Origin of the sequence: Nonomuraea sp. NPDC052265 (genome assembly GCF_044547985.1) — a bacterium.
Taxonomy (GTDB): Bacteria; Actinomycetota; Actinomycetes; order Streptosporangiales; family Streptosporangiaceae; genus Nonomuraea.
Genome location: NZ_JBIUBJ010000006.1, coordinates 255166 through 280923, shown reverse-complemented (window position 1 = coordinate 280923; position 25758 = coordinate 255166). Strand labels below are relative to the sequence as shown.

Here is a 25758-nt window from a genome sequence, read left to right as displayed (position 1 = left end):
GGGCGGGGGTCCTTCGCACCTGGAACGCGCCGGAGAGCGGCAGGGGTGTACGTCCAGGTCACCATACCCCCCCAGGTATTCTGGACGATACCCAGAGGGGTATTTGACATCCTCTTCACGCACAACCTACTGTCGGGTCCAAGATACCCGGGGGGGTATCAAGCCTCCACCCCGCCGGCCGCGTTCCTCACGAAGGGATTGCCGTGTTCTTCACCCAGTACTACCTGGACTGCCTCTCGCAGGCGTCGTACATGATCGCCGACGAGGGCACCGGCCAAGCGGTGGTCGTCGACCCCCGTCGGGACATCTCCGAGTACCTGGCCGACGCCCGCGCGCACGGCTTCACCGTCGTCGGCGTCGTCAACACCCACTTCCACGCCGACTTCGTCGCCGGGCACCTGGAGATGGCCGACGACACCGGCGCCTGGATCGGCTACGGCCGCCGCGCCGAGACCGAGTACCCGATCCGCAAGCTCGCCGACGGCGAGCGCATCTCGCTCGGCGACGTCACCCTGGAGATCATGGAGACGCCCGGCCACACCCCGGAGTCGATCAGCGTCCTGGTCCACGAACGGGCCGAGGACCGCGTCCCGTACGGGGTGCTGACCGGCGACGCGCTGTTCATCGGCGACGTCGGCCGCCCCGACCTGCTCGCCTCCGTCGGCGTCACCCCCGAGGAGCTGGGCACGATGTTGTACGACAGCGTGCAGAACAAGCTCATGGGCCTGGCCGACGAGGTGCGGGTCTTCCCCGCGCACGGCGCCGGCTCGGCCTGCGGCAAGAACCTCTCGACCGAGAAGCAGTCGACCATCGGCGAGCAGCGGGCCACCAACTACGCCTGCGCGCCGATGGACCGGGAGACGTTCGTCGCGCTCGTCACCGCCGGCCAGCCGGCCGCGCCCGGCTACTTCGCCTACGACGCCGACCTCAACCGCAAGGACCGCGCCCGCCACGACGCCTCGGCCGCCCCCCGGCCGCTGACCCTCGCCGAGTTCACCGGGCTGCGGGCCGCCGGCACGATCGTGGTGGACGCCCGCGACCCGCAGGACTTCGCCGCCGGGCACCTGCGCGGCGCGGTGAACGTGCCCGCCGACGGGCGCTTCGCCGAGCAGGCGGGGACCGTGCTCGCCCCGGCCGACGAGCTCGTCGTCCTGGCGCCGCAGGACCGGGAGGAGGAGGTCGTCACCCGCCTGGCCCGGATCGGCTTCGACCGGGTCGCGGGCTACCTGCGCAACCCCGACGACGCGCTGGTGGCGCTCGCGGGCGAGGTCGCCCCGGCCGGCCGCCTGACCGCCGCGCAGCTGCGCGCCGCCCTCGCCGGCGACGCCCCTCCGGTCGTCGTGGACGTCCGCACCTCCGGCGAGCGCGAGGCGAACGGCTTCATCGACGCCGCCGTGCACATCCCCCTGAGCGAACTGCCCGCGCGCAGCCACGAACTGCCCGCCGACCGGCCCCTCGTCCTGCACTGCGCGGGCGGTCACCGCTCGTCCATCGCGGCGAGCCTGCTGCGGCACCGCGGCTTCCAGGACGTCTCCGACATCCTGGGCGGCTACGCCGCGTGGGCCCTGTCGGCCGCCGAGCCGGCCGGCGTCTGACCTCACCGGCTTCCGCACGCCTCCTCGATACCCCCCTGGGTATCAGAACCTGAAGGAAAGTCTCATGATCACCTCCTCCCTCACCCCCGCCCTGCTCCAGCGGCTCGTCGCCGAAGGACGGGCGCCCCGCCTGCTCGACGTGCGCACGCCCGGCGAGTTCCGTACGTCGCACATCGCGGGCTCCTACAACGTGCCCCTGAACACCCTGCGCGAGCACCGGGCCGAACTCCTGGCCCACCTCGACGAGGAGGTCGTGCTCGTCTGCCGTTCCGGGGCCCGTGCCGCCCAGGCCGGGCAGGCCCTCGCCGAGGCCGGCCTGCCGAACCTGCGGGTCCTGGAGGGCGGGATCGTCGCGTGGGAGACGGCCGGCGCGTCCCTGGAGCGGGGGCCCGAGCGGTGGGACATCGAGCGCCAGGTCCGGCTCGTGGCCGGGTCGATCGTCCTGGCCACCGGTCTCGTCGGGATCTTCGTGCCCGGCGCGCACCTGATCGGCACCGCGATCGGCGCCGGCCTGACGTACGCGGCGGTCAGCAACTCCTGTGCCATGGGCGTCCTGCTGTCCAGGCTGCCCTACAACCGCGGGCCGCGCCCCGACATCCGCACGGTGATCGCGCAGCTGCGGAGCACCCCGTGACCGTCCTGATCGTCGCGGCGTCCCTGCTCGTCGGCGTCAGCCTCGGCGTACTCGGCGGCGGGGGGTCGATCCTGACCGTGCCGATCCTGGTCTACCTGGCCGGGCAGGACACCAAGGAGGCGATCGCCACCTCGCTGTTCGTGGTCGGCGTCACCAGCCTGGCCGCGCTGGTCCCGCACGCGCGGGCACGGCGGATCCGCTGGCGCACCGGGCTGCTCTTCGGCGCGTTCAGCATGGCCGGCGCGTACGGCGGCGGACGCCTCGCCGAGTACGTCCCCGGCACGGCGCTGCTCGTCGCCTTCGCCCTGATGATGCTGGCCACGGCGGTCGCGATGCTCCGCAGGCCTCGGCCGGGCCGGAAGAAGGCGCGGCCGGCCGACGGCGACCTGCCGCTGAAGCACATCGCGGTGGAGGGGCTCGTCGTCGGCGCCGTGACGGGGCTGGTCGGCTCCGGCGGCGGGTTCCTCGTCGTCCCGGCCCTCGCCCTGCTCGGCGGGCTGCCGATGGGCGTCGCGGTCGGCACCTCGCTGCTCGTCATCGCCATGAAGTCCTTCGCCGGGCTCGCCGGGCACCTGGCGGGCGTGGCGATCGACTGGCGCCTGGCCCTGACCGTGACGGCGGCCGCGGTGCTCGGCAGCCTGGCCGGCGGCCGGCTCGCGGGCCGCATCCCGCAGGACGCGCTGCGCACGGCGTTCGGCTGGTTCGTCGTCGTCATGGGCGTGTTCGTGCTCGTGCAGCAGGTGGACACCGCCGTCTGGAGCCATCCGGCCACGTGGGCGGGGCTCGTCGCCGTACTGGCCGCCGCCCTCGCCACCCGTCGGTGGCGCGCCTCAGGCGCCGGCTGACGGTTCGGGGGACGCCGGTTCGTCGCGTACCTGGGCGGCCGTGACCGCGACGGTGGTGACGATGTCGGCCACGGTGGCGCCCCGGGACAGGTCGTTGACCGGCCTGCGCAGCCCTTGCAGCACCGGCCCCACCGCGACCGCCCCCGCGCTGCGCTGGACGGCCTTGTACAGGTTGTTGCCGGTGTTCAGGTCGGGCACCACGAAGACCGTGGCGTGTCCGGCCACCTGGCTGCCGGGCATCTTGGCCCGCGCGACGGCGGGGTCCACCGCGGCGTCGTACTGGATGGGCCCTTCCACCTGGAGGTCGGGACGCCGCTCACGGACCAGCTCGGTGGCGGCGCGCACCTTGTCGACCTCCGCGCCCGCCCCCGAGGCGCCCGTCGAGTACGACAACATCGCGATCCTCGGCTCGACCCCGAACATCGCCGCGGTGCCGGCCGAGGCGATCGCGATGTCGGCGAGCTGCCCGGCGCTCGGGTCGGGGTTGACCGCGCAGTCGCCGTACACCAGGACGCGGTCGGCCAGGCACATGAAGAACACGCTGGAGACCAGCCCCAGCCGCAGGATCTCGAACGCCGGCCTGATCGTGTGCGCCGTGGTGTGCGCCGCGCCGGAGACCATGCCGTCGGCCAGGCCGGTGTGGACCATCAGCGTGCCGAAGTAGGAGACGTCGGTGACGGTGTCGCGGGCCAGCTCGACGGTCATCCCCTTGTGCGCCCTGGCCTCGGCGTAGGCATGGGCGAACCGCTCGCGCAGCTCCGGGTCGAACGGGCTGAGCACCCTGGCCGCGTCCAGGTCCAGGCCGAGCTGGGCGGCCTGGACCCTGATGCGTCCGGCGTCGCCGAGCAGGGTGAGGTCGGCCACGTCGCGGCGCAACAGGACGTCGGCCGCGCGCAGGATGCGTGGCTCCTCGCCCTCGGGCAGCACGATGTGCCGGCGCCGGGCGCGTGCCCGGTCCAGCAGCTCGTACTCGAACATCAGCGGCGTGACGACGTCGGTCTTGGCGATGTCCAGCCGGTCCAGCAGCAGCCGGCCGTCCACGTGCGCGGCGAACAGGCGCAGCGCCGCGTCGATCTTCCCGCCCGCCTCGGGCGTGAACCGCCCCTCCACGGCCGAGAGCCGGGTCGCGGTGTCGAAGGTGTCGTGACCGGTGGCGATCACCGGCAGCGGGATCGCCATGCCGCGCAACAGCCGTTCCACGGGGTCGGGCAGGTCCGTGCCGCCGGTGAGCACCACCGCCGACAGGGACGGGAAGCCCGGCGCCGTGTGCGCGGCGATCAGGCCGGGCAGCAGCGCGGCGGCCCGGTCGGACGGGATGATCACCGCCGCGCCCTCGGTGAGGCGTTCCAGGATGCCGGGCAGCGACATCGCGCCCACCATCAGCGCGCTCGCCTCCCGGCCGAGCCCGTCACGCTCGCCGAGGAAGAACCGGCCCTCGCACGCGTCCAGCAGGTCGGCCACCGTCGGCGCGCGCAACGAAGGGGTCTCCGGCAGCACGAAGACCGGCGTCGCATGGCTGATCGCGGGCGGCCCGCCGGCCGACCGGGTGACCACGACCGCGAGCTCCTGGGCGTGATGGTGGGCCAGCTCCCTGGACGACAGCTCGACCGCCGCGGCGATCCGGGCGGCCGTCCGGCCCCTTCCGCTCACCACGTTGATCACGGGTGTGCCCAGGTCGGCGGCCAGCCGGGCGTTGAACCCGAACTCCGTCGGCGCCCCCACGTCGGTGTAGTCGGTGCCGACCACCACGACCGCGTCGCACCGCCTGGCCAGCGCGCGGAAGCGGGCCACGACGTCCCCCGCCGCCCGCTCGACGTCGGCGTGCACCTCGTCGTAGGTGACCCCCGCGCACGCCTCGTAGGGCAGGGCGAGCTGGAACCGGCTGCGGATGGTGTTGATCAGGCCGTCCTCGCGGCCGGCCCGTACCACCGGCCGGAACACCCCCACGGTTCCCACCTGCCGGGACAGCAGCTCGACCAGTCCGAGGGCGACGGTCCCCTTGTTGCTTCCCGCTTCACCCGCGGCGACATACACAGCACGTGTCATGACACTCATTCTCGATGTCCTAGTACGTCCGAAATGCCACGGGCCCACCCCGCCGAGGGGTGGGCCCGTGGCCTGGGTCCGGCTACCTGAGCCAGGCGTTGCGGCGGACGATCGGCAGGTTGCCGAGTCCGAGGGTGGCGCCGGCGCCGGTCAGGGCCAGGCCGATGAGGACGATGGCGTAGATGATGTGCTCGTCCAGGAAGGGGTTGGTGGCCAGGGGGAGTTCGGCGGCCCACATCAGGGCCAGCATGAGGGTTCCGGTGACGGCGGCGATCCGGGTGCCGACGCCCAGGACCAGGGCCAGGCCGATGCCCAGGAGACCGGCCATGAACAGCCAGTCCACCCACGCCTGACCGGCCAGGTTCGCGAACAGGCCGCCGAGCGCGTTCTCGCCGGTGCCCTTGAGGAAGCCGGTCGTCGGGCTGCCGCCCGCCAGCCACGCCTTGTTCGCCGGGGTCGCGAAGCCCCAGCCGAACGTCTTGTCCAGGAACGCCCACAGGAAGATCCAGCCGATCGCGATCCGGGCGACCGCCCAGACGTAGTCGACCGGGGTGCGCGCCGCCTTGCCGGCGGCGACGTCCATCACGGGGCGGTGAATGGTGGTGGCCATGGCGGGCCTCCCTTTCAGGGGGTGTACGTCCTTGTTCGCACCTCCATTCCACTGGTTCCGTCCGCTCGCGGTCAGTGTCGTACGCCCCCCGCTGGAAGGACCTTGGTCCCTCTCACTCCAGGACGTCGGACAGCGGGCGCCGGGGCGTCTCCTTGCCCTCGTGGGTGACGCCGAGCCGCATGATCATTTGTGGGTACTCGCCCGAGAAGAGCTCCAGACGCAGGAACTCGCGCAACAGGTCCAGCTCGAGAGCCTGCGTGTGGAAGGCGGCGCTCACCCCGTGCGCCGAGGCGTGCAGCAGCACCCGTTGCAGCGCCTGCCCCGCGACCAGCCACTGCTCGCGGCCGTCCGCCCGCGTCGTCAGCACGGCCACCACCCCGGTCGCCGTCTCCTCCTGACCGCCGGGCGAACCCCAGCCGTGCCGCCACGAATAATGACGCTGAGGGAACTGCGCCTCCGTCGGCGCGCCCTCCGCCGGATAACTGCCGGCGGGCACGCCGTCGGCACGGGTGCTGCCCGGCGGCCTGGCCCACGCGACGAGCTCCAGGCTGAACCGCTGATCCTGGGCCTGGACACCCTGCGCCGCCCGGGTGAGCGCCGCCAGAACCTCCACCGCCTCCCCCGACCGGACGGGCGTCAACTTCGCCCCCTCGCCCATCGCCCCCATCACCAGCGACTCCACCAGCCGATCAGGTACGGGGACGTCGGCGAAACCCGCCCGATGCGTGTGACGCCGCTCGATCTCACCCCCCAGCACCCGAGTGACCTCGTCAGGCTCGCACTCCCGCCCCGGCCTGATCGTCGCCAGCAACCCCGGCCGATCGGGATCGGGCAGGATCCGCACGACCGGCTCGAACCCCTGACACCGCATCGCCGTACGCATCGTGAACAGCGCCGCGCCACAACTGATCACCAGCTCCCGGCCCGTCACGTCACCGGCCGACAGTTTCCTGGCCGTGTCGGCCTTCAACCCGATCTCCTCGTCGGAGACGGAGAAGACCCACGGCTGGGTGTTGTGCACGGAAGGAGCCCATCGGCCGGCCTCGACCGCCGCGTCCATGGCCTGCCTCGGCGAGCGCGTGCTCATGGTCCACCTCCAGAAGACGATGAGCACAGCGCATCACATCGGTGACCCTCAGTGAAGCAGCCCCGCCCCATCAAAGGACCAAGGGCCCTGTCTGGGGGGTGAGGCAGGTGGGTAGCGTCATCGACATGGCCGTCCTCGACCTGAACCGGCTGCGGGCCGTGGTCCCCGGCACCGGGGGGGTGCGGGTGCGCACCTCGCCGGCCTCGCGCGACCTCTCCGTGGGGTCGCGATGAACCCGTGGACGCTCACGTACGAGGGCTTCGCCCCGGCCTCGGAAGGGCTGCGCGAGGCGCTGTGCACCCTCGGCAACGGCCGCTTCGCCACCCGCGGCGCCACGCCCGACGGCCGGATCCGCACGCCCGGCACCTACCACGCGGGCTGCTACGACCGTCTGGCCTCCGAAGCGGGCGGCCGGACGGTCGTCAACGAGGACCTGGTCAACCTGCCCGATTGGCTGCCGCTGACCTTCGCCACGCCCGGCGAGGACTGGTTCGGCCCGGAGCTGGCCGAGCTGCCGGACTACACCCAGGAGCTCGACCTGCGCCACGGGGTGCTGCTGCGGGAGCTGCGCTGGCGGGACGGGCAGGGCCGCGTCACCCGGGTGCGGCAACGCCGCCTGGTCTCCATGGCCGATCCCTCCCTGGCCGCGCTGGAGACGACCTTCACGGCGGAGAACTGGTCAGGGCCGCTCCGCGTCCGCGCCGGGCTGGACGGGCGCATCACCAACGAAGGCGTCGAACGCTACCGCGACCTGCGCGGCGACCACCTGACGGAGCACGCCACGGGCCGCCAGGACGAGCTGACCTGGCTGACCGCGACCACCCGCTCCTCCCGCGTCACCGTCGCGCTCGCCGCCCGCCTCGACGGCCCCGCCCCCGGCTCCGGCCGCGTCTTCGTGGAGCGCGACCACGTCACCAGCGAGCACGTGCTGACGGTCGTCGAGGGCACGCCGGTGACGTTCACGAAGGTCGTCGCCCTGCTGACCTCGCGCGACCCCGCCGTGCACGACCCGCTGTCGGCCGCCCTGCGGCGCGCGGGGACGGCTCCGGGCTTCGCCGAGCTGCTGGAGGCGCACGCCGCGGCCTGGGAGCGGCTGTGGGATCGGGCCGAGCTCAACGTGGACGGGCCGGAGCTGTCGCAGATCGTCCACCTGCACATCTTCCACCTGCTCCAGACCTTGTCCCCGCACACCGCCGACCTCGACGCCGGGGTGCCCGCGCGGGGGCTGCACGGCGAGGCGTACCGGGGGCACGTGTTCTGGGACGAGCTGTTCGTCCTGCCCTGGCTCAACCTGCGCTTCCCCGAGATCTCCCGCGGCCTGCTGCGCTACCGGTGGCGCCGCCTGCCCGAGGCCCGCGCGGCGGCCCGGTCGGCCGGGTACGACGGCGCGATGTTCCCCTGGCAGAGCGGCAGCGACGGCCGCGAGGAGACCCAGACCTTCCACCTCAATCCCGACTCCGGACGCTGGCTGCCGGACGTCTCCCACCTCCAGCGCCACGTCGGCCTCGCCGTCGCCTACAACGTGTGGCAGTACCGCCTGGCCACCGGCTCGATGCCGTCGTGGTGCGCCGACCTGATGATCGGCATCGCGCGGTTCTTCGCCTCGCTGGCCGTGCTCGACCCCGGCTCCGGCCGGTACGAGATCCGCGGCGTCATGGGCCCCGACGAGTACCACACCGCCTACCCCGGCGCCGCCGGACCAGGCCTGGCCAACAACGCCTACACCAACGTCATGACCGTCTGGCTGCTGCGGCACGCCCTGCAGCTCGGCTCCCAGATCGGTGCTGTGGACGCGCGGGAGGCGGCGCGCTGGCAGGACATCACCCGCCGCATGCGGGTGGACTTCCACGACGGCGTCATCAGCCAGTTCACCGGTTACGCCGACCTCGCCGAGCTCGACTGGGAGCGGTACGCGGGCGTGCGCCGCCTCGACCGGGCCCTCGAAGCCGACGGCGACGACGTGAACCGCTACAAGGCGTCCAAGCAGGCCGACACGCTGATGTTGTTCTACCTGCTCAGCGCCGACGAGCTGCTGGCGATCCTGGACCGGCTCGGCTACCCGGCCGACCCCGGCCTGATCCCGCGCACGATCGGCTACTACCTCGACCGCACCAGCCACGGCTCCACCCTCAGCGCCGTCGTCCACGCCTGGGTGTTGTCGCGCTGCGACCGGGCGCGCTCCTGGCAGTTCTTCGCCGAGGCGCTGCTCGGCGACGTGCACGACGTCCAGGGGGGTACCACCGCGGAGGGCGTCCACCTGGGCGCCATGGCCGGGACCGTGGACATGTTGCAACGCTGCTACCTGGGCCTGGAGCCGAGGCCCGACGGGCTGCTGCTCAACCCGCTGGTGCCCGGACGGCTGGGCACGCTGTCGTTGCCGGTCCTGTTCCGCGGGCGCCGGATCACCGTCGAGGCCGACCACGAGAGCACGCGGGTCGACGGTGTCCCCGTGCCGGGCGGTGTCGGCCTCGTCCTCACGGAGAAGGAGATGATCATGACGAACAGTGGTGACTTCGGACGCCGGGTGACCTACCACCGCGACCGGCTCGGCCTCACGATCGACCAGCTCGCCGACCGCGCCGACATGTCCCCGGGCTATGTCACGTACCTGGAGGGCCACCTCGGCATCCCCGACAGGAACACGGTGACCCGCCTGGCCACCGCCCTGGAGACGACCCCGCAGGACCTGCTCGGCGGCGGGCGCGACCGCCCGCCGGGGCCCGGCGCGGGCCCGGACGAGCCGGTCCTGGAGGTCCTGGACGCCGAGGAGTGCCTGCGCCTGGTCGCGCCGGGCGGCATCGGGCGGATCGCGTTCAACGGCTCCCACGGGCCCACGGTGCTGCCCGTCAACTACCGGCTGCACGACGGCGCCGTGCTGTTCAGGACCGCCCGCGGCGGCCCCATGGACCAGGACCTGCGCACCGGCCTGGAGGGCGTGGACATCATGATCGGCTTCCAGGTGGACCGCATCGACGAGGTGCGCAAGGAGGGCTGGAGCGTCCTTATCCAGGGCCCCGCCCACCACGTGCCCGAGGACGAGGTCGCCAAGCTGGCCGAGGCGGGCGTCACGCCCTGGGCCGGCGGGGAGCGCCATCTGTACATCCGGATCGTCCCGCACCAGGTCACGGGCCGCCGCGTGCACGGCCTGTGAGGGCGGCGGCCGGCGTCACACGGGCGCGGCGGGCCGCAGCAGCGCCTGTTGCAGCGTCCTGCCGAGGTCCGCGTCCGTGATCATGCCGGTGACCAGCCCGCCCTCGACGACCACGGCCCGCAGGCCGCCCGTCCGCGAGGGACGCTCCAGCAGGGCGGCGGCGTCGTCGTCCGGCGACAGGACGCGCGGCGGTTTCTGGCCCATGACCAGGGCCTCCACCCTGGTGTCCGCTCTGCGTTCTGCGGGCACGGCGAGAAGGGACTCCAGCGACACCACGCCCAGCGGAGCGCCGTCGAACCCCACGACGGGGAAGACCGACTGGTGGGAGCCGAGCACCACCGTGTCGACCAGCCCCTGCACGGTCAGCCACGCGGGCGCCAGGTCCGGCGTGGCCGTCATGACGTCCCGCACCGACACGCCGCCGAGTCCGCGCCGGGCCGTCCTGCTCAGGATCTCGCTGCGGGCGGCGCCCGCGATGTACCAGCCGGTGATCACCAGCCACATCCCGCCCAGCGGGCTCCACACCCAGATCACCATGAACCCGGCGAAGGTCAGGGCGAGACCGATCCCGTAACCGGATCTCGCGGCGCCCGCGTCGGCGCGGGCCCGATCTCCGTAGCGGCTCCACAGCAGCCCGTGCAGCACCCTCCCGCCGTCGAGCGGGCTGCCCGGCAGCAGGTTGAACACGCCCAGGATCAGGTTCATCATGGCCAGCCACGCCGCGGCGGCCCTGGGTACGCCCGGCGGCAGCACCGCCGCGACGGCGAAGGCCAGGCCGGAGAGCAGCAGGCTCGCGGCGGGGCCCGCGGCCGCCGTCGCCACCTCGCCCGCGGGCGTCCTCGCCTCGTCGCGGAACTCCGTGACGCCTCCCAGCGCCCAGAGCGTGACGCTCTCCACCTCCATGCCGCACCGCTTGGCCGTGAGCGCGTGCGCCAGTTCGTGCGCGAGCAGGGACGCCATGAGCAGCAGCCCGATGACCACTCCGGCCACCCAGTACGCCGTCCTGCCCGCGCCCGGGGCGGCTGTGGCCAGGACTCCCGAGCCCAAGGCCACCACCACGAGCGCGACGATGCCCAACGCCGACCAGTGAGCGCCGACGGGTATTCCGGCCACCCGTCCGAAGCGCAGGGTTTGCCTCATACTTCCAGCTTGCACGCTTCTATGCCCTCCTGACCAGGGACGTTCCCCCAAGCCCCGCCGGCAGGGCCTTCAGGGACGGACCACCGCGACGGGACAGCGGGCATGGTGCAGCACTCCCCTGCTGATCGAGCCGAGGAGCAGCGAACCGAATGTGCCGCGCCCGTGGGAGCCGACCACGACCAGATCGCACGGGGCGCCGGTGAGCGCCTCGACCGGGTGCGCGCTCTGGACGTCCTCGATCACGTTCACCTCGGGACATCTCTCCCTCCATCCGGCGGTCCGGCCGCGGACCACCTCGTGCTGGGCGGCCCGGACGTCGTCCAGGTCGTAGGCGATCTCGGGGGCGAAGGCGTGCACGGGCAGTTGCCAGGCGTGGATCAGGCGGAGCGTGGCGCCGCGCGACCTGGCCTGCTCGAAGGCGTAGCCGATCGCCGGCTCGCAGGTGCCGGAGTCGTCGATGCCGACCCCGATCTCGCCGACCGGCTCCCGCCCGTCGGCGCGCACCACCACGACCGGGCAGGCGACGTGCCCGGCGACGTGCATGGTCACCGACCCGAGCAGGGCTCCGGCGAACCCGCCCAGCCCCCGGTTGCCGATGACCAGCTCGTCCGCCTGCCGCGCCTGCTCCTGGAGGACGGCCGCGGGCGCCCCCTCGACGACCTCGGCGCGCGTCCGGAGCGACGGCTGCCGGGCGCGCGCGACCGCTGTCGCGGCCTCCAGCACCCTGGAGGCCGCCATCAGCAGGTAGTTGCCCTGGCCGTAGTCGGGGAACCTGGTGACGGCGTACGGCTGCCGGTCCAGGGCGTGCACGATGCGCAGCTCCGCGCCGGTGCGCGCCGCGTCGTCGGCGGCCCATTCGACCGCCGCGGACCCGGGGGCCGAACCGTCGGCACCCACCACGATCAGACCGGCCAAGAGACCCCCTCGTCCGCATGCGGCCGTACCACCGCCACCGGGCAGGCCGCGTGGTGCAGCACCCCGTGGCTGACCGAGCCGAGCACCGCGGAGGAGAAGCCGCCCCGTCCGCGCGAGCCGACCACGACGAGGTCCGCGGCGGCGGTCGCCTCGGTGAGCGCGGCCACCGGATGGCCGCGCACCTGCTCGTCGGTGATCACGACGTCGGGGTTCTCGTTCCGCCACGGGGTCACCCGCGCGCGGGCCGCCCTCGCCTCCTCCTGGAAGGAGTCGGCCAGCAGGTGGCTGTAGGCCGCCCAGTACGGCGAGACCGCCGGCGCCTGCCAGGCGTAGACCACGTGCAGGCGGGCGTGGCGCGCACGGGCCTGCTCGACGGCGTACGCCATGGCCTGCCGCGACCCCGCCGAGCCGTCGTCACCGGCCACCACCAGATCGTGCCGGACGGCGACGACCCCGCGGACGATCACCACGGTCCCCGCGGCGTGCCCGGCCACGGCCCCGCCCACCGACCCGAGCACCATGCCGGCGAACCCGCCCATGCCCCTGCTGCCCAGCACCAGACTGTCGGCGGAGGCCGATTCGAGGATCAGCGCGTCGATCACGTTGCCCGCCAGCATCTCGGCGACGACCTCGACGTCCCCGCTGATGGCGCGGGCCCTGTCGGCGGCGGCCTCCAGCGCGCCCGCGCAGTACCGCGCGCTGTCGATGCCGAGCGCCCACTGTTCGCACACGTGCACGATGCGTAGCGGAAGCCTTCTGCGCTGGGCGTCGCCGGCGGCCCATTCCACCGCGGCGGTCGATGACGCGGAGCCGTCCACCGCGGCCACGATCCGTCCGCGCATCATCCCTCCTTCGCCCTCGATTTCCACATTCCCGCTAAAGGGGACAGAAAGCAGCAAACACCCCCAAAAGACGCCAAGTTTCGGAACGCTCCGCACGACGGGCAAGCAGGCCAGACCAAGAGTTTCCTCCCCTGTGGGGCTCTTCGCCCCGGACGCGGGAAGGCTCATCCGCGCAGGTAAGCAGGTAACCGGACGATTCCTCACCCGGAGGCGGCATTGATCGACGAACACGCCGGCCGGCCCGTGCTCGTCGGCTACGACGACTCGATCGAGAGCCGGCACGCGTTGCACTGGGCGGTCGCCGACGCGCGGCTGCGCGGACTGTCCGTCCTCGTGTGCCACGCCCTGCACTGGCCCTACGCCCCCAGGCCCGTCGCCCAGGAGATCATGGAGCACATCGAGCCGGTGGCACTCGGCGTCGTGGACGAGGGCGTCCGGCGGGCCAGGGAACTGGCCCCGGAGCTGGACGTCCAGCCGCTCCTGGGGCGGGGCACGCCCTCGGCGGTGCTGCTGGAGGCCGCGCGGGACGCCGAGCTGACCGTGCTCGGCTCTCGCGGGCAGGGCGGGTTCGAGGGCCTTCAGGTGGGATCGGCCGCCGTCCAGGTGCCCGCGCACAGCGTCACGCCGGTCGTGGTCGTACGACCGCCTCTCCACCCGCCCACCAGCCAGGACGTCAGGGTCGTGGTCGGCCTCGACGGCTCACCCGCCAGCCTGGCGGCCTTCGACCTCGCCCTGGACGAGGCCGCCCTGCGCGAGGGCACCGTGACCGCCCTGTGCTGCTGGGCGGACTGCGGATCGTCGTCCTGGCAGGAGCCGCTGCCCTTCGTGGACTCGCACGCGCTGCGCCGAGGCGCGGAGAACCGCTTCCGTGAGGTCGTCTCCCACCTGGCCCGCAGGCGCCCCGAGGTGACGGTGGTCACCGAGTTCCTGACCGAACGCCCCCAGCGCGTCCTGGTGGACGCCTCCAAGGACGCCACGCTCCTCGTGCTCGGCAACCGGGGGAACGAGTCCCCGCCCTGCCTGCTCCTCGGAGCGGTGACGCAGGCCGCGCTGCTGGAGGCCAGGTGCCCGGTCGCGGTGGCCCCCGGGACCGTCCTGAGCCCGCGGCTGCCACCGGGATGACACAGCCGGGATGACGCAAGGGAGAGACGAGATGGCCGGACGGATCGTCGCAGGCGTGGACGGGTCGCCGCCTTCACTGGCGGCGGTCGAGTGGGCCGCCGCGGACGCCCTCAGACGCTCGCTCGACCTGCGCCTGGTCCACGTGTGCGAGCAGTGGTCGCGCGACGCCGGGATCGTCGAGTACTGCGCCGGGATGCTGGAGGCGGCGGCCGACCGGGCGCGCGCCCTGGCGCCCGGCATCGGGATCGGCACGGACATGCTGCCGGGCCCGGTGGTGGCCGACCTGGTGCGGGAGTCGGCCGAGGCCGACAGCCTGGTGGTGGGCAGCAGAGGGCTGGGCGGCTTCGCCGGCATGGTGCTCGGCTCCACCAGCCTGGCGCTGGCCGGGCACGCCGCGGGGCCGGTCGTCGTCGTCCGCGAGGCCGCCACCGTGCGGCACGGCCGGATCGTGGTCGGGTACGACGGACCGCACTCCCGTACGGCCATGGAGTACGCCCTGACGCAGGCGCGCGCCCAGGACGCCGAGCTCCTGGTGCTCTTCGCCTGGCAGCCGCCGATCCTGTCGTCGTACGCGGCCGCCTACGACATGCTGAGCGAGGGCTTCCAGGACAAGGCCCGGGTCGCCGCCCATGAGGTGGCTCCCTGGCGGGAGGCGAACCCCGGCGCGCGGATCGTCGACGACCAGCGGTGCGACCATCCCGTGGCCGCGCTCAGGAACGCCTCGTCCACGGCCGACCTGGTCGTGGTGGGCTCGCGCGGGCTGGGCGGGTTCGCCTCGGCGCTGCTGGGATCGGTCAGTCACGGCGTGCTGCACCACGCGGTGTGCCCGGTGGCCGTGGTCCCGCCCGCGTCCGGGTGACGCGCGGGGGCGTCAGGGGTGGTTCCCCGGCACCACCGCGACCGGGCAGGGCGCGTGTTGCGGCAGGGAGCTCGCGGTGCCGAGATGCGCGGCCCGTGTCCGGCCCACGACGACGAGGGTGGCCCGCTCGTGGGCGTCGCCCCGCTCAAGCCGGACCTCCGGATGGCGTGCCGGCCACTCCCCCAGGTCGGCGGAGGCGGCCAGGGACAGCCCGCGCATGGCCGCCTCGGCGAACGCGAACTCGATGACCGCGGCGTCGGGCTCCCGCTCGGCCAGGACGACCGGGCCCGGCCGGGTGGCCTTGGGCAGCGGTCCAGGACCGCGTACGACGATCACCGGGCACTCAGCGTGGGCGGCGACGTACCCGGCCACCGAGCCGACCACCACCCTGGGCAGCGCGCTCAGCCCCCGGGAGCCGACCACGAGGAGCGTGGCCCGGCCGGAGAGCTCCACGAGGCGCTGGGCGGCCGGTCCCTCGTACAGGTCGGTCTCCACGCGGACGCCCGAGCTGGTGGAGCGGGCGCAGTCGGCGCCGTGCCACAGGACGTGCTCGGCCGCCTTGCGCAGGTGGGCCTTGGCCTCCTCGTCCGCCTCGCCGTACGGCCACTGCCAGGCGTGGACGACGGTCAGGGGCAGGTTCCTGAGCTCGGCCTCGTCCAGCGCCCAGTCCAGGGCCTGCACGGAGAAGTCCGAGCCGTCGTAGCCGAGCACGATGCGATCCATGTCCGCGATCCCTTCAGACGTCCCTAGGGCTCAGCCTCGGCCCCCGGAGGCCGGCCGCCCAGGGGGGACCGGCCCTTCTTGACGGGACCTTGGTCCTCCCTTTCCGGCCGTGCGGGGCCGGCGCCGGCCGTGCTGAAACGATGGGCTCTGCGGTGCGTGCGATGGGCGGCGGTACGCCCGCCACCGGCGAGAGGCACCGGGGCGGCCCGGTAGAAGCGGCGCTTGCCGAGCTCGATGAGCGCCAGGTAGGCGGCCACCATCAGGCCCAGCGCGAGGAAGAAGGGGCCGGGCAGCGGCTGGAAGCCCAGGACGGCGGCGAGCGGGGTGGCGGGGAGGACCGCGCCGAGTGCCACGACACCGAGGGCAGCCATCAGCAGGGGGACGCTCGGACGGCTGCGGAAGAACGGCACGCGCCTGGTCCGGATGGCGAAGACCACCAGCACCTGGGTGGCCAGGGACTCGACGAACCAGCCGGTGCGGAACAGCGGCGGCCCGGCGTGGAAGACGCCGAGCATGACCGCGAAGGTGGCGAAGTCGAACAGCGAGCTGATCGGGCCGAAGAACAGCATGAACCGCCGGATCAACGACACGTCCCAGCGGGACGGGCGCCGCAGTTGCTCGGGATCGACGTTGTCGGTGGGGATGGCGAGCTGGCTGGAGTCGTAGAGCAGGTTGTTGAGCAGGATCTGGGAGGGCAACATCGGCAGGAACGGCAGGAACGCCGAAGCGGCGGCGGCGGAGAACATGTTGCCGAAGTTGCTGGAGGTGCCCATGAGGACGTACTTCATGGTGTTGGCGAAGATCTGCCGGCCCTGGGTGACGCCGTCGGCCAGGATGTCGAGGTTCTTCTCCAGCAGCAGCACGTCGGCGGCGTCCTTGGCGACGTCGGTGGCCGCGTCGACGGAGATGCCCACGTCGGCGGCGTGCAGCGCGAGGGCGTCGTTGACGCCGTCGCCGAGGAAGGCCACGTCCAGGCCGCTGCGCCGCTGGGCGCGCACGATCCGCGCCTTGTGCTCGGGGCTGACGCGGGCGAACACGACGGCCTGTTCGATGAGCGCGGTCAGCCGGGCGTCGTCGGCGCCGTCGACGTCCTGCCCGGTCAGCACCCGGCCGCCGGTCAGGCCGAGATCGGCGCACAGCTTGGCCGCGACCGCGGGGTTGTCGCCGGTGAGGACCTTGACGGTGACGCCGAGCCGGGCCAGGCGTTCCAGCGCCTGAGAGGCGCTGGCCTTGGGCGGGTCGAGGAAGACCAGCAGGCCGCGGAAGGTGAGGTCGTGCTCCTCGGCCGGGGTGAGGGTCGTCTGACCGGCGGCGGCGCCGGACAGCCGGCGGGTGGCGACCGCGACCACGCGGTTGCCCGCGGCGAACTCGGCCTCCAGCATGGCCCTGGCCCGGTCGGTGATGGCGGCGCAGCGCGCCAGCACGGCCTCCGGGGCGCCCTTGGTGACGATCATCCGGCCGTCGTCGTCCTCGACCAGGACCGAGGCCGCCCTCCGTTCGTGGTCGAAGGGCACGACGGCCAGGCGCCGGCAGGTCAGCCCGGCCCGCAGGGCGGAGGCGGCGGGCGCGTCCCACAGGGCGAGGTCCAGGGGGTTGCCGCTCGCCGCCCGGCCCGCCTCCCCGTCCTGGTCGTCGACGACGGCCTCGTTGCACACCAGGCCGAGCTCCAGCACCTGGTCGTCGGGCCGGCCGTCCGGCCCGAGCGAGCGCATGAAGCTGATCCGGCCCTCGGTCAGGGTTCCGGTCTTGTCGGTGAACAGCACGTCGATGTCGCCCAGGTCCTCGATGCAGACCAGCCGTTTGACCAGCACCCTGTGCTGGGCCAGCCGGTGGGTGCCGGCGGCCAGGCTGGTCGAGACCACGGCGGGCAGGAGCTGGGGGGAGATGCCCACGGCGATCGCCAGCGAGAACAGCAGCGCGTCCAGCACCGGGCGGTGCAGGACGAGGTTGATGACGAAGATCCCGGCGGTGAGCGCGGCGGCGACGCGGACCAGCAGCATGGAGAACTTGCGCAGCCCGATCTGGAACTCGGTGTCCGGATGGCGGTCGCCGAGCTGGAGCGCGATGCGCCCGAACTCGGTCCGTCCGGCGGTGGCCACCACCACGCCGGTGCCCGACCCGGCGTGCACGACGGTGCCCATCAGCGCGCAACTGGCCAGCTCGGCCAGCGGGAGGTCCGGGCCGACGGGCTGGACGGCCTTGGCCACGGGCAGCGACTCGCCCGTCAGCACCGACTCCTCGCACTCCAGCCCCGCCGTCGAGATCAGCCGCAGATCGGCCGGGACGATGTCGCCCAGCCGCAGCGTGACGACGTCGCCCGGGACCAGCGTGACCACGTCCACCAGCCGGGGACGGCCGTCCCGCAGAGCCAGGCAGCGGTGCCGGATCTGGGTGTGCAGCGCTTCGGCGGCCTTCTCCGCCCGGTACTCGTTGAAGAAGCCCAGTCCGACCGAGACCGCCAGGATCACGCCGATGATCAGCGCGTCCGACGACTCGCCGAGGAAGAACGACGCGGCGGCGGTGACGGCCAGGAGGATCAGCAGGGGCGAGCGCAGTTGGCGGGCCAGCACCGCGAGGCGCCGGGCCCTGTGGGTGCGCAGGGAGTTGGCCCCCACCGCGGCCAGGCGGTGCTCCACCTCGGCCTGGCTCAGGCCGCCGCTCGTGCCGCCCAGCCGGGCCACGACCTCCTCGACCGGCAGTCCGGCCGCGACCGTGACGTCCAGCGCGTCCTGTCCGGTCATGTCACTGTCCGTCGCACGTCCCGGCCTTCCCGCTCGGTCCCCTCCTCGTTCTGGTTACCAGCCCCTCACCCAAGACGAAGGCAAAGCCGCCCAACGCCCACGCCAACGCGCCGGCGTGCCGTCAGCCCCCGGCCGGACGACGAGACCCGGCCTCCCGCCGCCGCCCGCAGAGCCGAAGGCCGGCCGGGGCAGGGCCGGAGGACCTCTCCGTCGAGGAGTACCCGGACCCGGCTGGCACACCCGGACGTTTACGGCCCTGACCAGGGCGAAGACTAAATCCTGAGACACCTTGCAGCGACTCCGCCGGCCCGAAGGCCACGGCGGGCAGGAAGGACACCCACGTGACGCCCTCGTCCCCTGGCCTGTCATCGGCGGAGGCGGCCGTGCGCCTGGAACGCGACGGCCCCAACCTGCTGCCACGCAAACCGCCCACCCCCCTGTGGCGGCGCGTCGTCACGCAGCTCCGGGATCCGCTGATCGTCGTGCTGCTGATCGCGGCGGCGCTGACCATCAGCACCGGCGACTGGACCGACGCCGCGGTGATCGCCCTGGTGATCGTGGTCAACACGGCCGTCGGGGTGACGCAGGAAGTGCGCGCCGACCGCGCCATCACGGCCCTGGCCGAGCTCGCCACGCCCGAGACCCGCGTCGTACGCGACGGGCACCAGCGGCAGATCCCCGCGGGCGACGTCGTGGTGGGAGATCTCCTGGTGCTCGCCGAGGGCGACATCGTCCCGGCCGACGCCGAGGTGGTGGAGTCGGCGGCGCTGCTGGTCGACGAGTCGGCGCTGACGGGCGAGTCGGTCCCGGTGGACAAGGACGCCGGCGCGGCGGTCTCCTCGGGCACCGTCGTGGCGCGCGGCAGGGGCCGGGCGGTGGTCACCGCGATCGGCGCGGCGAGCGCGAGCGGCCGCATCGCCGCGCTCATGGTCAAGGGGGCCGGTCTCACGCCGCTGCAGCGCCGCCTGGTCGGGGTCGGACGGCTGCTGGCCGGCGCCGCGGTGCTGCTGTCGGCGCTGGTGCTGACCCTGGGCCTGGTACGCGGCCAGCCGGTCGAGCTGATGGTGGTGACCGCGATCAGCCTGGTGGTCGCCGCCGTGCCCGAGTCGCTGCCCGCGGTCGTGACCCTGAGCCTGGCCCTGGGCGCCCGCCGGATGGCGGCCCGCGACGCGCTCGTCCGCAACCTGCCCGCCGTGGAGACGCTGGGCTCGGTGACCGTGCTCGCCACCGACAAGACGGGCACCCTCACCGAGGGCCGGATGGTCACCCGGCACCTGTGGACCCCGGCGGCCGAGGCCACCGTCACCGGTTACGGCTACGGGCCCGACGGCGAGCTCGTCACCGACCAGGACCCCGGCGAGTTCGCCGCGCTGCTGACCGCCGCGGCGCTGTGCAACGACGCCCGCCTGCGCCCGCCGCAGGAGGCGGGCGAGGAGTGGACGGCGCTGGGCGACCCCACCGAGGCCGCGCTGCTGGCCGCCGCCACCCGGCTCGGCCTCGACCGCGAGAGCCTCCAGGAACGTTTCCCCAGGGTCGCCGAGCTGCCCTTCGACAGCGACCGCAAGCGCATGAGCACGGTGCACCCGTTGCCGCACGGAGGCGTCCGCCTGGTCTGCAAGGGCGCCCCGGAGGCGCTGCTGCGCCCGGACGTGCTGACCGACGATCCGGCGCTGCGGGCCCGTGCCGCCGAACGCGCCGACCGGTTCGCCCGGGACGGCTTCCGCGTGCTGGCGGTCGCGAGCGCCGACCTGGACGCCGTCCCGCACCCCGTACGGGAGGAGGGGTTGTCGCTGCTCGGGCTGGTCGCGATCCTGGACCCGCCGCGGCCCGCGGCGGCGGCGGCCGTGGCCGACTGCAGGCGGGCGGGCATCAGGCCGGTCCTCATCACCGGCGACCATCCCGGCACCGCCCGCGCCGTCGCCGCCGATCTGGGCATCATCGACCCCGCCGAGCCGGTGGTCGACTGCCGCGTGCCCGGCGCGCTCGCCGCGGGCCCGGCCGGCGTCTACGCGCGGGCCACGCCCGAGCAGAAGCTCGACATCATCGAGGGCCTGCGCGGCCGGGGCGAGGTCCTGGCGATGACCGGCGACGGCGTCAACGACGGCCCGGCGCTGCGCCGCGCCGACATCGGGGTGGCCATGGGCAGGCGCGGCACGGAGGTCGCCCGGCAGGCCGCCGACCTCGTGCTCGCCGACGACAATCTGGACACCGTCGTCGCGGCCGTCGAGGAGGGCCGCCGGGTCTACGCCAACATCCGCCGCTTCCTGGTCTACGGCCTGTCGGGCGGCGCGGCCGAGATCGCGGTGATGGTGCTGGGCCCGTTCGTGGGGCTGCCGCTCCCGCTGCTGCCCGCCCAGATCCTGTGGATCAACCTGCTCACCCACGGCCTGCCCGGCGTGGCGCTGGGCGGGGAGCCGACCGTGCCGGGAACCATGTCGCGGCCGCCCCGGCCACCCGGCCAGAGCATCATGGGGGCGGGCCTGTGGCAGCGGGTCGTCCGCATCGCCGTCGTGCTCACCGCCGTCACCCTGGGGGTCGCCGTCTGGGGTTCGCAGACCGGGCGGGCCTGGCAGAGCATGGCCTTCTTCGCCCTCGGCGCCACCCAGCTCGGCGTGGCGCTGGGCACCCGTACCCGCCCGGGTACGCTGGCCAACCCGATGCTGCTGCTCGCCGTGGCGGGCGCGCTCGTCCTGCAACTGGCCGGGATCTACCTGCCGCCGCTGCGCGAGCTGCTCGGCACCCGGCCGCTGCCTCCGGGCGACCTGCTGATCGTCGTCGCGCTGTCCACGCTGGGCTACGCCGCCGCCCGCCTGGACCGGATCCTGCACCCGTCCCCCGGGCCCGCGCCGCGTCGGTGACCCGGCGCCCGACGGCCTGTCAGGCGGCCGGGACCGGCAAGGACGTGGCCAGGCTCTCGCCCCACTGCCTGGCCCGCTCCGGTTCCCCCGGCGCCAGCGGCCCCTGCGTGCCGGCCACGTGGAAGCTGCGCGGCGGCCCGACGAGCTTCATCTCTCACGCCTCCCGCCAGCTCCTCGACGACCGGGACGGTTCCCGCCGTTCCGGCAGGATCGGTTCGAGGTGGAACATCCCGGTCACCACCTCGGTCGGCTCGTGCCGCGGCTCGATCCGTCCGGCGACCACCGACAGGACGTCCCGGGCGGTGATCAGGCCGACCAGGCCGTCGTCGGACAGGACGGGCACCGCGTCCACGTCGGCGTCGAGCATGGCGGCCGCGACCCTGCTCAGCGGGGTGCCCGGCGCCACCCTGGGCGTGCGGACGCCGCCGAGCAGATCCCGTACCTCGCGGCCGGCCTGCTCCTGCGGCCCGCCGGACCAGGACGCCGCAAGCTGCTCACGCGTCAGGATGCCCAGCAGGCGCCCGCCGTCGACGACCGGCAGGTGGTGCACGCCAGCCCGGCGCATCAGTTCCCAGGCCATCAGCGGCGACTCCTCCGGTCTGACGGCCACCAGGACGCGGCTCATGACCTGCACGGCGGTCGGCGAGCCGTTCATGACCGCTCCTCCGCACGCGGCCGGACCACCGCGACCGGGCAGGTCACGTGGTGCAGCACGCCGTGGCTGACCGAGCCGAGCAGGGCGGAGGCGAACCCGCCCCGGCCGCGTGAGCCCACCACGACCAGGTCGGCCGTCCCGGCCGCGTCCATCAGGGCCGAGACCGGGTGCGCGCACGGCTGCTCGTCGGTGATCACCAGGTCGGGGTTGGCCTGCCGCCAGGGCGTCACGCGCTCGCGGGCCGCCGCCTGCTCCTCGCGCACCGCGTCCTCGATCAGGCCGCCGTAGGCGACGGCGTACGGCGAGAACACCGGCACCTGCCAGGCCGAGACCACATGCAGCCGCGCGTGGCGTGCCCTGGCCTGCTCGACGGCGTACTCCATGGCCGCCCGCGAGTCGTCGGAGCCGTCGAGGCCCACCACCACCGTGCCGTGCCCGGCCGTACCGGCCGTACGGACGACGACGACCGGCCCGGCCGCGTGCCCGGCCACCGCCAGGCTCACCGAACCGACCGTCATCCCGGCGAACCCGCCGAGCCCCCGGCTGCCCAGCACCAGGCCGTCGGCCCCCGCCGACTCGCGGATCAGCTCCTCGGCCACGTTCCCGGACAGCAGCTCCGTCGTCACCTTGACGCCGCCCGCCACCGCACGGGCCCGCTCGGCGGCCTCCTCCAGCATGCGGGCGCAGTGCTCGGCGTTCCCGTCGTGCAGCCACTGCGGGCCCACGTGCACGAGACGCAGGTCCAGGCCCCGGCGCCGCGCGTCGGCGGCCGCCCATCCCACCGCTTCGGTCGCCGGGACGGACCCGTCCACGCCGACGACGATGTGAGTGCTCATCACGCGTCTCCTTCACCGGTCGAAGCTCTCACCGCCACCCTCGTACGGGCGGCGGCGCGGCGCCGGAGGAGGAAGTCCCGTCCGGCAGGGCCGTTGGTCCTTCGACCGGCGGCCCTGCCGCCGTCAGGAGGAGGTCAACCGCGCGAACGTCTGGTGGGCGATCTCCCACTCCTCGTCGGTGGGGATGACGAGGACGGGCACCTCGACGCCGGGAACGGACACCGCGCGCTCACCGGACGGTCCCGCCGCGTTGAGCGCGGGGTCCACGGCGATGCCGAGCCGGTCGAGCCCGGCCAGGGAGGCGGCGCGGGTGGCGGCGTCGTGCTCGCCGACGCCGCCGGTGAACACGATCGCGTCCACCCGGCAGCCGAGCAGCGCGTGGTAGGCGCCGACGTACTTGCGGATCCGCCGGGCGTAGATCTCCAGGGCGAGCCTGGACTCGTCGTCGTCGCGGGCGCGCACCTCGCGCATGTCGCCGGACCCGGTGAGCGCGAGCAGGCCGCCCCGGTGGCTGAGCGCGTGCTCCACCTGCTGGGCGTCCAGGCCGTCCGTACGGGCGAGGTACGCGGCGAGGGCCGGGTCCACGTCGCCCGAGCGGGTGCCCATGACCAGCCCTTCCAGCGGCGTCATGCCCATGGAGGTGTCGACGCTGCGCCCGCCGGAGATCGCGGTGGCGCTGGCGCCGTTGCCGAGGTGGAGCACGATCAGGTTGAGGTCGGCGAGGTCGCGGCCCAGGAGGGCCGCGGCGCGGCGGGAGACGTACGCGCACGAGGTGCCGTGGAAGCCGAAACGCCGCACGCCCTGCTCGCGCCACTCGCGCGGCACCGCGTACGTGTACGCCTCGGGCGGCAGCGTCCGGTGGAACGCGGTGTCGAACACGGCCACCTGCGGCACCTCGGGGAACACCTTGAGCGCGAGCCGGATGCCGGTCAGGTTGATCGGGTTGTGGAGGGGGGCGAGCGGGGCCAGCTCCTCGATGGCGGCGATGACCTCGTCGTCGATGCGCACGGCCGCGGCGAACCGCGTGCCGCCGTGCACCACCCGGTGCCCGACCGCGATCGGGGCCGGCTCGGGCCCAACGGCGGCGAACGCCTCCAGCATCGCCTCCAGCCCCTCGGCGTGGCCGGGGAAGGAACGCTCCCGGACGTACGGCGGCCCGTCCCCGGCGCGGTGCGTGAGCCGCCCGCGCTCCTCCCCGACGCGCTCGACCAGACCTCTGGCGGCGCGGGTGCGGGTGTGGGGGTCCACGAGTTCGTACTTGATGGAGGAGGATCCCGTGTTCAGCACGAGAATGGGGTCGGCCATGGCCATGAGCCTATTTCCGTTTCCGATTCCGGAACGTACCGCATCCAGGTGGGGCGATCGAGCCCGGCGGACGCCGGGCAGGAACCTTGGGTGGACACCTCCGGGGTGCGGGTAGGGGTGGGCCAGGGAATCGTGACGCCGCCCGGCCGGACGGACCGCCGCGCGCAGGCCGGCGTCGCCGACCAGGAAGACCGATGACTCCGAGGGAGGCCGGACAGCGATGTTCGTCCGCGAGGTCATGAGCAGTCCGGCCGTCACCGTCCGCCGCACCGATCCGGTGCGGCGGGCCGTCCGGATCCTGCACGCCCACGACATCACCGCCGCCCCCGTCGTCGACGACGACGGCGCGCTCGTGGGCGTCGTCAGCGAGCTGGACCTGCTGCGGGGGGAGTTCGAGCCCGACCCCCGCGCGACCGTCCGCCCGCCCGCCCCCTCCGCCGAGCCGCTGCCGCGCCGGGTCCTGGAGGTCATGAGCAGCGACGTCGTCACGGTCTCCGAGACCACCGACGTCACCGTCGCCATCGACCTCATGGTCCGCGAACGGGTCAAGAGCCTGCCCGTCGTGAACGGCGCGCGGATCGCCGGCATGGTCAGCCGCCGCGACCTGATGGCCATGCTCGCCCGCCCGGACGAGGACCTGCGCCAGGACGTCGAGGCGGCGCTGTGCGAGCAGTTCCCGGCCGGTCCGGGCTGGGACGTCGTCGTCCATGACGGCGTGGCCGAGCTGAGCGGGCCGTCCCGGCGGCACGCCGATCACATCGCCGACGTGCTCGCCCGTACGGTGCCGGGGATCGTACGGGTCAGGCATGTCGGGCAATCACCGTGAAACCGGCCGCCGGGATTCACGCGCGGGCCCGCGCAGCGCGAGTCAGCCGACCACGACGTCGCCGCCGGCGCCCCTGCCGCCCGCCTCGGGGCGGCCGGCAGCCACCTGTCCGGGCCGCCGTTCACCGTCTTCCACGGCACGGTGAGCGAGGACTCGAACGGCCCGGTGGAGGTGTGCCTGCCGACCGCCGGGCCGATCGAGCCCGTCGGCCGCATCGGGGTCCGGCGGGAGCCTGCCCACCGCGCCGCGTACGTCGAGGTCAGCAAGGAGCTGTGCCGCTATCCGGCCATCCTGCCGGCGTACGACACGCTCAGAGCCTGGCTGGACGACCACGAGCTGGCCCCGGCGCTGTCCATGCGCGAGATCTACCACCCGAACCGGGAGACGGCGGGACCGGCGGAACACGTCGCCGACATCGCGGCGCCGTTCGCGCCACCCTCCTGAAGGCCCGGCATCCAGGGGCCGCGTTCCCATTTTCGTTCGCTCTGGCTACTATCGTCCTCATTACGATAGTTTCGATATCAGTAGAGGCCCATCACCTTCATGACGAGCGAACCTGACGCGACCGGCTCCCGGCACGTCGACGTACTGATCATCGGCGCCGGTCTGTCCGGCATCGGCGCCGCGTGGCATCTCCAGCGCCGGCCCGGACGTACCTACGCGGTGCTGGAGGCTCGCGGAGGTGCTGGACGGGCGTCCGCTGGCCGACGTCCTCGCCGCCGAGCGCCCGCGCTGGCCACCGGGACGGCCCGGCTACCACGCGGTCACGGCGGCCGTCCGGCCGCGTGCCGCCGGACGGGACCGGGTGCTCAGTATCGGCTCGGCCTTCGGGTGCGCGCTGCCCAGTCGCGCGTGGCGGCTCGGGTCCCCGACGGCCTTCGGCCATCCGGGCATCGGCGGCGCGCTGGGCCTCGGCGATCCCCGCCGGGGCCGGCCCTGGCCTTCCTGCCGCTGACGATGCCCGCCGA

23 protein-coding genes and 1 pseudogene are annotated in these 25758 nt (G+C 73.8%); 12 read left to right on the top strand and 12 right to left on the bottom strand.

Annotated features, from left to right (window positions below):
* Positions 1-203: 203 nt before the first annotated feature.
* The 3 genes from ACIHAD_RS20720 to ACIHAD_RS20710 all read left to right on the top strand — a co-directional run bounded on the left by ACIHAD_RS20720 (position 204) and on the right by ACIHAD_RS20710 (position 3074).
* Positions 204-1595, top strand: a complete 1392-nt coding sequence (locus tag ACIHAD_RS20720; protein WP_397356133.1) for a rhodanese-like domain-containing protein — start codon at positions 204-206, stop codon at positions 1593-1595.
* 64 nt (positions 1596-1659) lie between these two features.
* On the top strand, positions 1660-2229 hold the full coding sequence (locus ACIHAD_RS20715; RefSeq protein ID WP_397356132.1) for a rhodanese-like domain-containing protein: 570 nt from the start codon (positions 1660-1662) through the stop codon (positions 2227-2229).
* On the top strand, positions 2226-3074 hold the full coding sequence (locus tag ACIHAD_RS20710) for a sulfite exporter TauE/SafE family protein (protein WP_397356131.1): 849 nt from the start codon (positions 2226-2228) through the stop codon (positions 3072-3074). Before ACIHAD_RS20715 ends, ACIHAD_RS20710 begins: the two co-directional genes overlap by 4 nt.
* Here ACIHAD_RS20710 and pta read toward each other — a convergent pair.
* The 3 genes from pta to ACIHAD_RS20695 all read right to left on the bottom strand — a co-directional run bounded on the left by pta (position 3060) and on the right by ACIHAD_RS20695 (position 6817).
* Positions 3060-5120: a phosphate acetyltransferase gene (gene pta, locus ACIHAD_RS20705; RefSeq protein ID WP_397356130.1), complete on the bottom strand. Its 2061-nt coding sequence runs from the start codon at positions 5118-5120 to the stop codon at positions 3060-3062. The two genes, ACIHAD_RS20710 and pta, sit on opposite strands and share 15 nt — an antisense overlap.
* 82 nt (positions 5121-5202) lie before the next feature.
* The gene (locus ACIHAD_RS20700) at positions 5203-5730 is read right to left on the bottom strand and encodes a hypothetical protein (protein ID WP_397356129.1); all 528 of its coding nucleotides are present in this window, start codon (positions 5728-5730) and stop codon (positions 5203-5205) included.
* Between the two features lie 112 nt (positions 5731-5842).
* Entirely contained in the window at positions 5843-6817 is a 975-nt protein-coding gene (locus tag ACIHAD_RS20695) for an Acg family FMN-binding oxidoreductase (protein ID WP_397356128.1), read from the bottom strand.
* Positions 6818-6924: 107 nt separating this feature from the next.
* On the opposite strand from ACIHAD_RS20695, the gene ACIHAD_RS20690 reads away from it, so the two are divergent.
* Positions 6925-7050, top strand: a complete 126-nt coding sequence (locus ACIHAD_RS20690) for a hypothetical protein (RefSeq protein ID WP_397356127.1) — start codon at positions 6925-6927, stop codon at positions 7048-7050.
* On the top strand, positions 7047-9968 hold the full coding sequence (locus tag ACIHAD_RS20685) for a pyridoxamine 5'-phosphate oxidase family protein (protein WP_397356126.1): 2922 nt from the start codon (positions 7047-7049) through the stop codon (positions 9966-9968). Before ACIHAD_RS20690 ends, ACIHAD_RS20685 begins: the two co-directional genes overlap by 4 nt.
* A gap of 15 nt (positions 9969-9983) precedes the next feature.
* Here the strand turns inward: ACIHAD_RS20685 and ACIHAD_RS20680 are convergent, their stop codons facing one another.
* The 3 genes from ACIHAD_RS20680 to ACIHAD_RS20670 all read right to left on the bottom strand — a co-directional run bounded on the left by ACIHAD_RS20680 (position 9984) and on the right by ACIHAD_RS20670 (position 12868).
* Positions 9984-11108 carry a M50 family metallopeptidase gene (locus ACIHAD_RS20680; protein ID WP_397356124.1) on the bottom strand — a complete coding sequence of 375 codons (1125 nt, stop codon included), beginning with the start codon at positions 11106-11108 and terminating at the stop codon, positions 9984-9986.
* A 69-nt stretch (positions 11109-11177) separates the two neighbouring features.
* A complete protein-coding gene (locus tag ACIHAD_RS20675; RefSeq protein WP_397356123.1) occupies positions 11178-12023 on the bottom strand; it encodes a universal stress protein in 846 nt (281 codons plus the stop codon).
* Entirely contained in the window at positions 12011-12868 is an 858-nt protein-coding gene (locus ACIHAD_RS20670) for a universal stress protein (protein ID WP_397356122.1), read from the bottom strand. The genes ACIHAD_RS20675 and ACIHAD_RS20670 overlap by 13 nt, the downstream gene beginning before the upstream one ends.
* A gap of 213 nt (positions 12869-13081) precedes the next feature.
* Here ACIHAD_RS20670 and ACIHAD_RS20665 point away from each other — a divergent pair, with 213 nt between their 5' ends.
* The gene (locus tag ACIHAD_RS20665; protein ID WP_397356121.1) at positions 13082-13987 is read left to right on the top strand and encodes a universal stress protein; all 906 of its coding nucleotides are present in this window, start codon (positions 13082-13084) and stop codon (positions 13985-13987) included.
* Between the two features lie 31 nt (positions 13988-14018).
* A complete protein-coding gene (locus ACIHAD_RS20660) occupies positions 14019-14846 on the top strand; it encodes a universal stress protein (protein ID WP_397356120.1) in 828 nt (275 codons plus the stop codon).
* Between the two features lie 12 nt (positions 14847-14858).
* On the opposite strand, the gene ACIHAD_RS20655 is transcribed toward ACIHAD_RS20660, so the two are convergent.
* A complete protein-coding gene (locus ACIHAD_RS20655) occupies positions 14859-15569 on the bottom strand; it encodes a universal stress protein (RefSeq protein WP_397356119.1) in 711 nt (236 codons plus the stop codon).
* A gap of 23 nt (positions 15570-15592) precedes the next feature.
* Positions 15593-18310: a magnesium-translocating P-type ATPase gene (gene mgtA / locus ACIHAD_RS20650; protein WP_397356118.1), complete on the bottom strand. Its 2718-nt coding sequence runs from the start codon at positions 18308-18310 to the stop codon at positions 15593-15595.
* Between the two features lie 341 nt (positions 18311-18651).
* On the opposite strand from mgtA, the gene ACIHAD_RS20645 reads away from it, so the two are divergent.
* Positions 18652-21168 carry a cation-translocating P-type ATPase gene (locus tag ACIHAD_RS20645; protein WP_397356117.1) on the top strand — a complete coding sequence of 839 codons (2517 nt, stop codon included), beginning with the start codon at positions 18652-18654 and terminating at the stop codon, positions 21166-21168.
* Between the two features lie 19 nt (positions 21169-21187).
* Here the strand turns inward: ACIHAD_RS20645 and ACIHAD_RS20640 are convergent, their stop codons facing one another.
* The 4 genes from ACIHAD_RS20640 to ACIHAD_RS20625 all read right to left on the bottom strand — a co-directional run bounded on the left by ACIHAD_RS20640 (position 21188) and on the right by ACIHAD_RS20625 (position 23964).
* Positions 21188-21319 carry a hypothetical protein gene (locus ACIHAD_RS20640; protein WP_397356116.1) on the bottom strand — a complete coding sequence of 44 codons (132 nt, stop codon included), beginning with the start codon at positions 21317-21319 and terminating at the stop codon, positions 21188-21190.
* A gap of 3 nt (positions 21320-21322) precedes the next feature.
* The gene (locus tag ACIHAD_RS20635; protein ID WP_397356115.1) at positions 21323-21823 is read right to left on the bottom strand and encodes an HPP family protein; all 501 of its coding nucleotides are present in this window, start codon (positions 21821-21823) and stop codon (positions 21323-21325) included.
* Positions 21820-22659 carry a universal stress protein gene (locus tag ACIHAD_RS20630; protein WP_397356114.1) on the bottom strand — a complete coding sequence of 280 codons (840 nt, stop codon included), beginning with the start codon at positions 22657-22659 and terminating at the stop codon, positions 21820-21822. The genes ACIHAD_RS20635 and ACIHAD_RS20630 overlap by 4 nt, the downstream gene beginning before the upstream one ends.
* A 123-nt stretch (positions 22660-22782) precedes the next feature.
* Positions 22783-23964: an acetate/propionate family kinase gene (locus ACIHAD_RS20625; RefSeq protein ID WP_397356113.1), complete on the bottom strand. Its 1182-nt coding sequence runs from the start codon at positions 23962-23964 to the stop codon at positions 22783-22785.
* A gap of 220 nt (positions 23965-24184) precedes the next feature.
* On the opposite strand from ACIHAD_RS20625, the gene ACIHAD_RS20620 reads away from it, so the two are divergent.
* From ACIHAD_RS20620 to ACIHAD_RS20605, 4 genes and pseudogenes are all read left to right on the top strand, one after another.
* Positions 24185-24790: a CBS domain-containing protein gene (locus tag ACIHAD_RS20620; protein WP_397356112.1), complete on the top strand. Its 606-nt coding sequence runs from the start codon at positions 24185-24187 to the stop codon at positions 24788-24790.
* Positions 24791-24931: 141 nt separating this feature from the next.
* On the top strand, positions 24932-25234 hold the full coding sequence (locus ACIHAD_RS20615) for a hypothetical protein (RefSeq protein ID WP_397356111.1): 303 nt from the start codon (positions 24932-24934) through the stop codon (positions 25232-25234).
* Positions 25235-25333: 99 nt separating this feature from the next.
* Positions 25334-25447: pseudogene (locus ACIHAD_RS20610) on the top strand (hypothetical protein); the annotation flags it as partial.
* A 25-nt stretch (positions 25448-25472) separates the two neighbouring features.
* Positions 25473-25745: a hypothetical protein gene (locus ACIHAD_RS20605; protein ID WP_397356375.1), complete on the top strand. Its 273-nt coding sequence runs from the start codon at positions 25473-25475 to the stop codon at positions 25743-25745.
* Positions 25746-25758 lie beyond the last annotated feature (13 nt).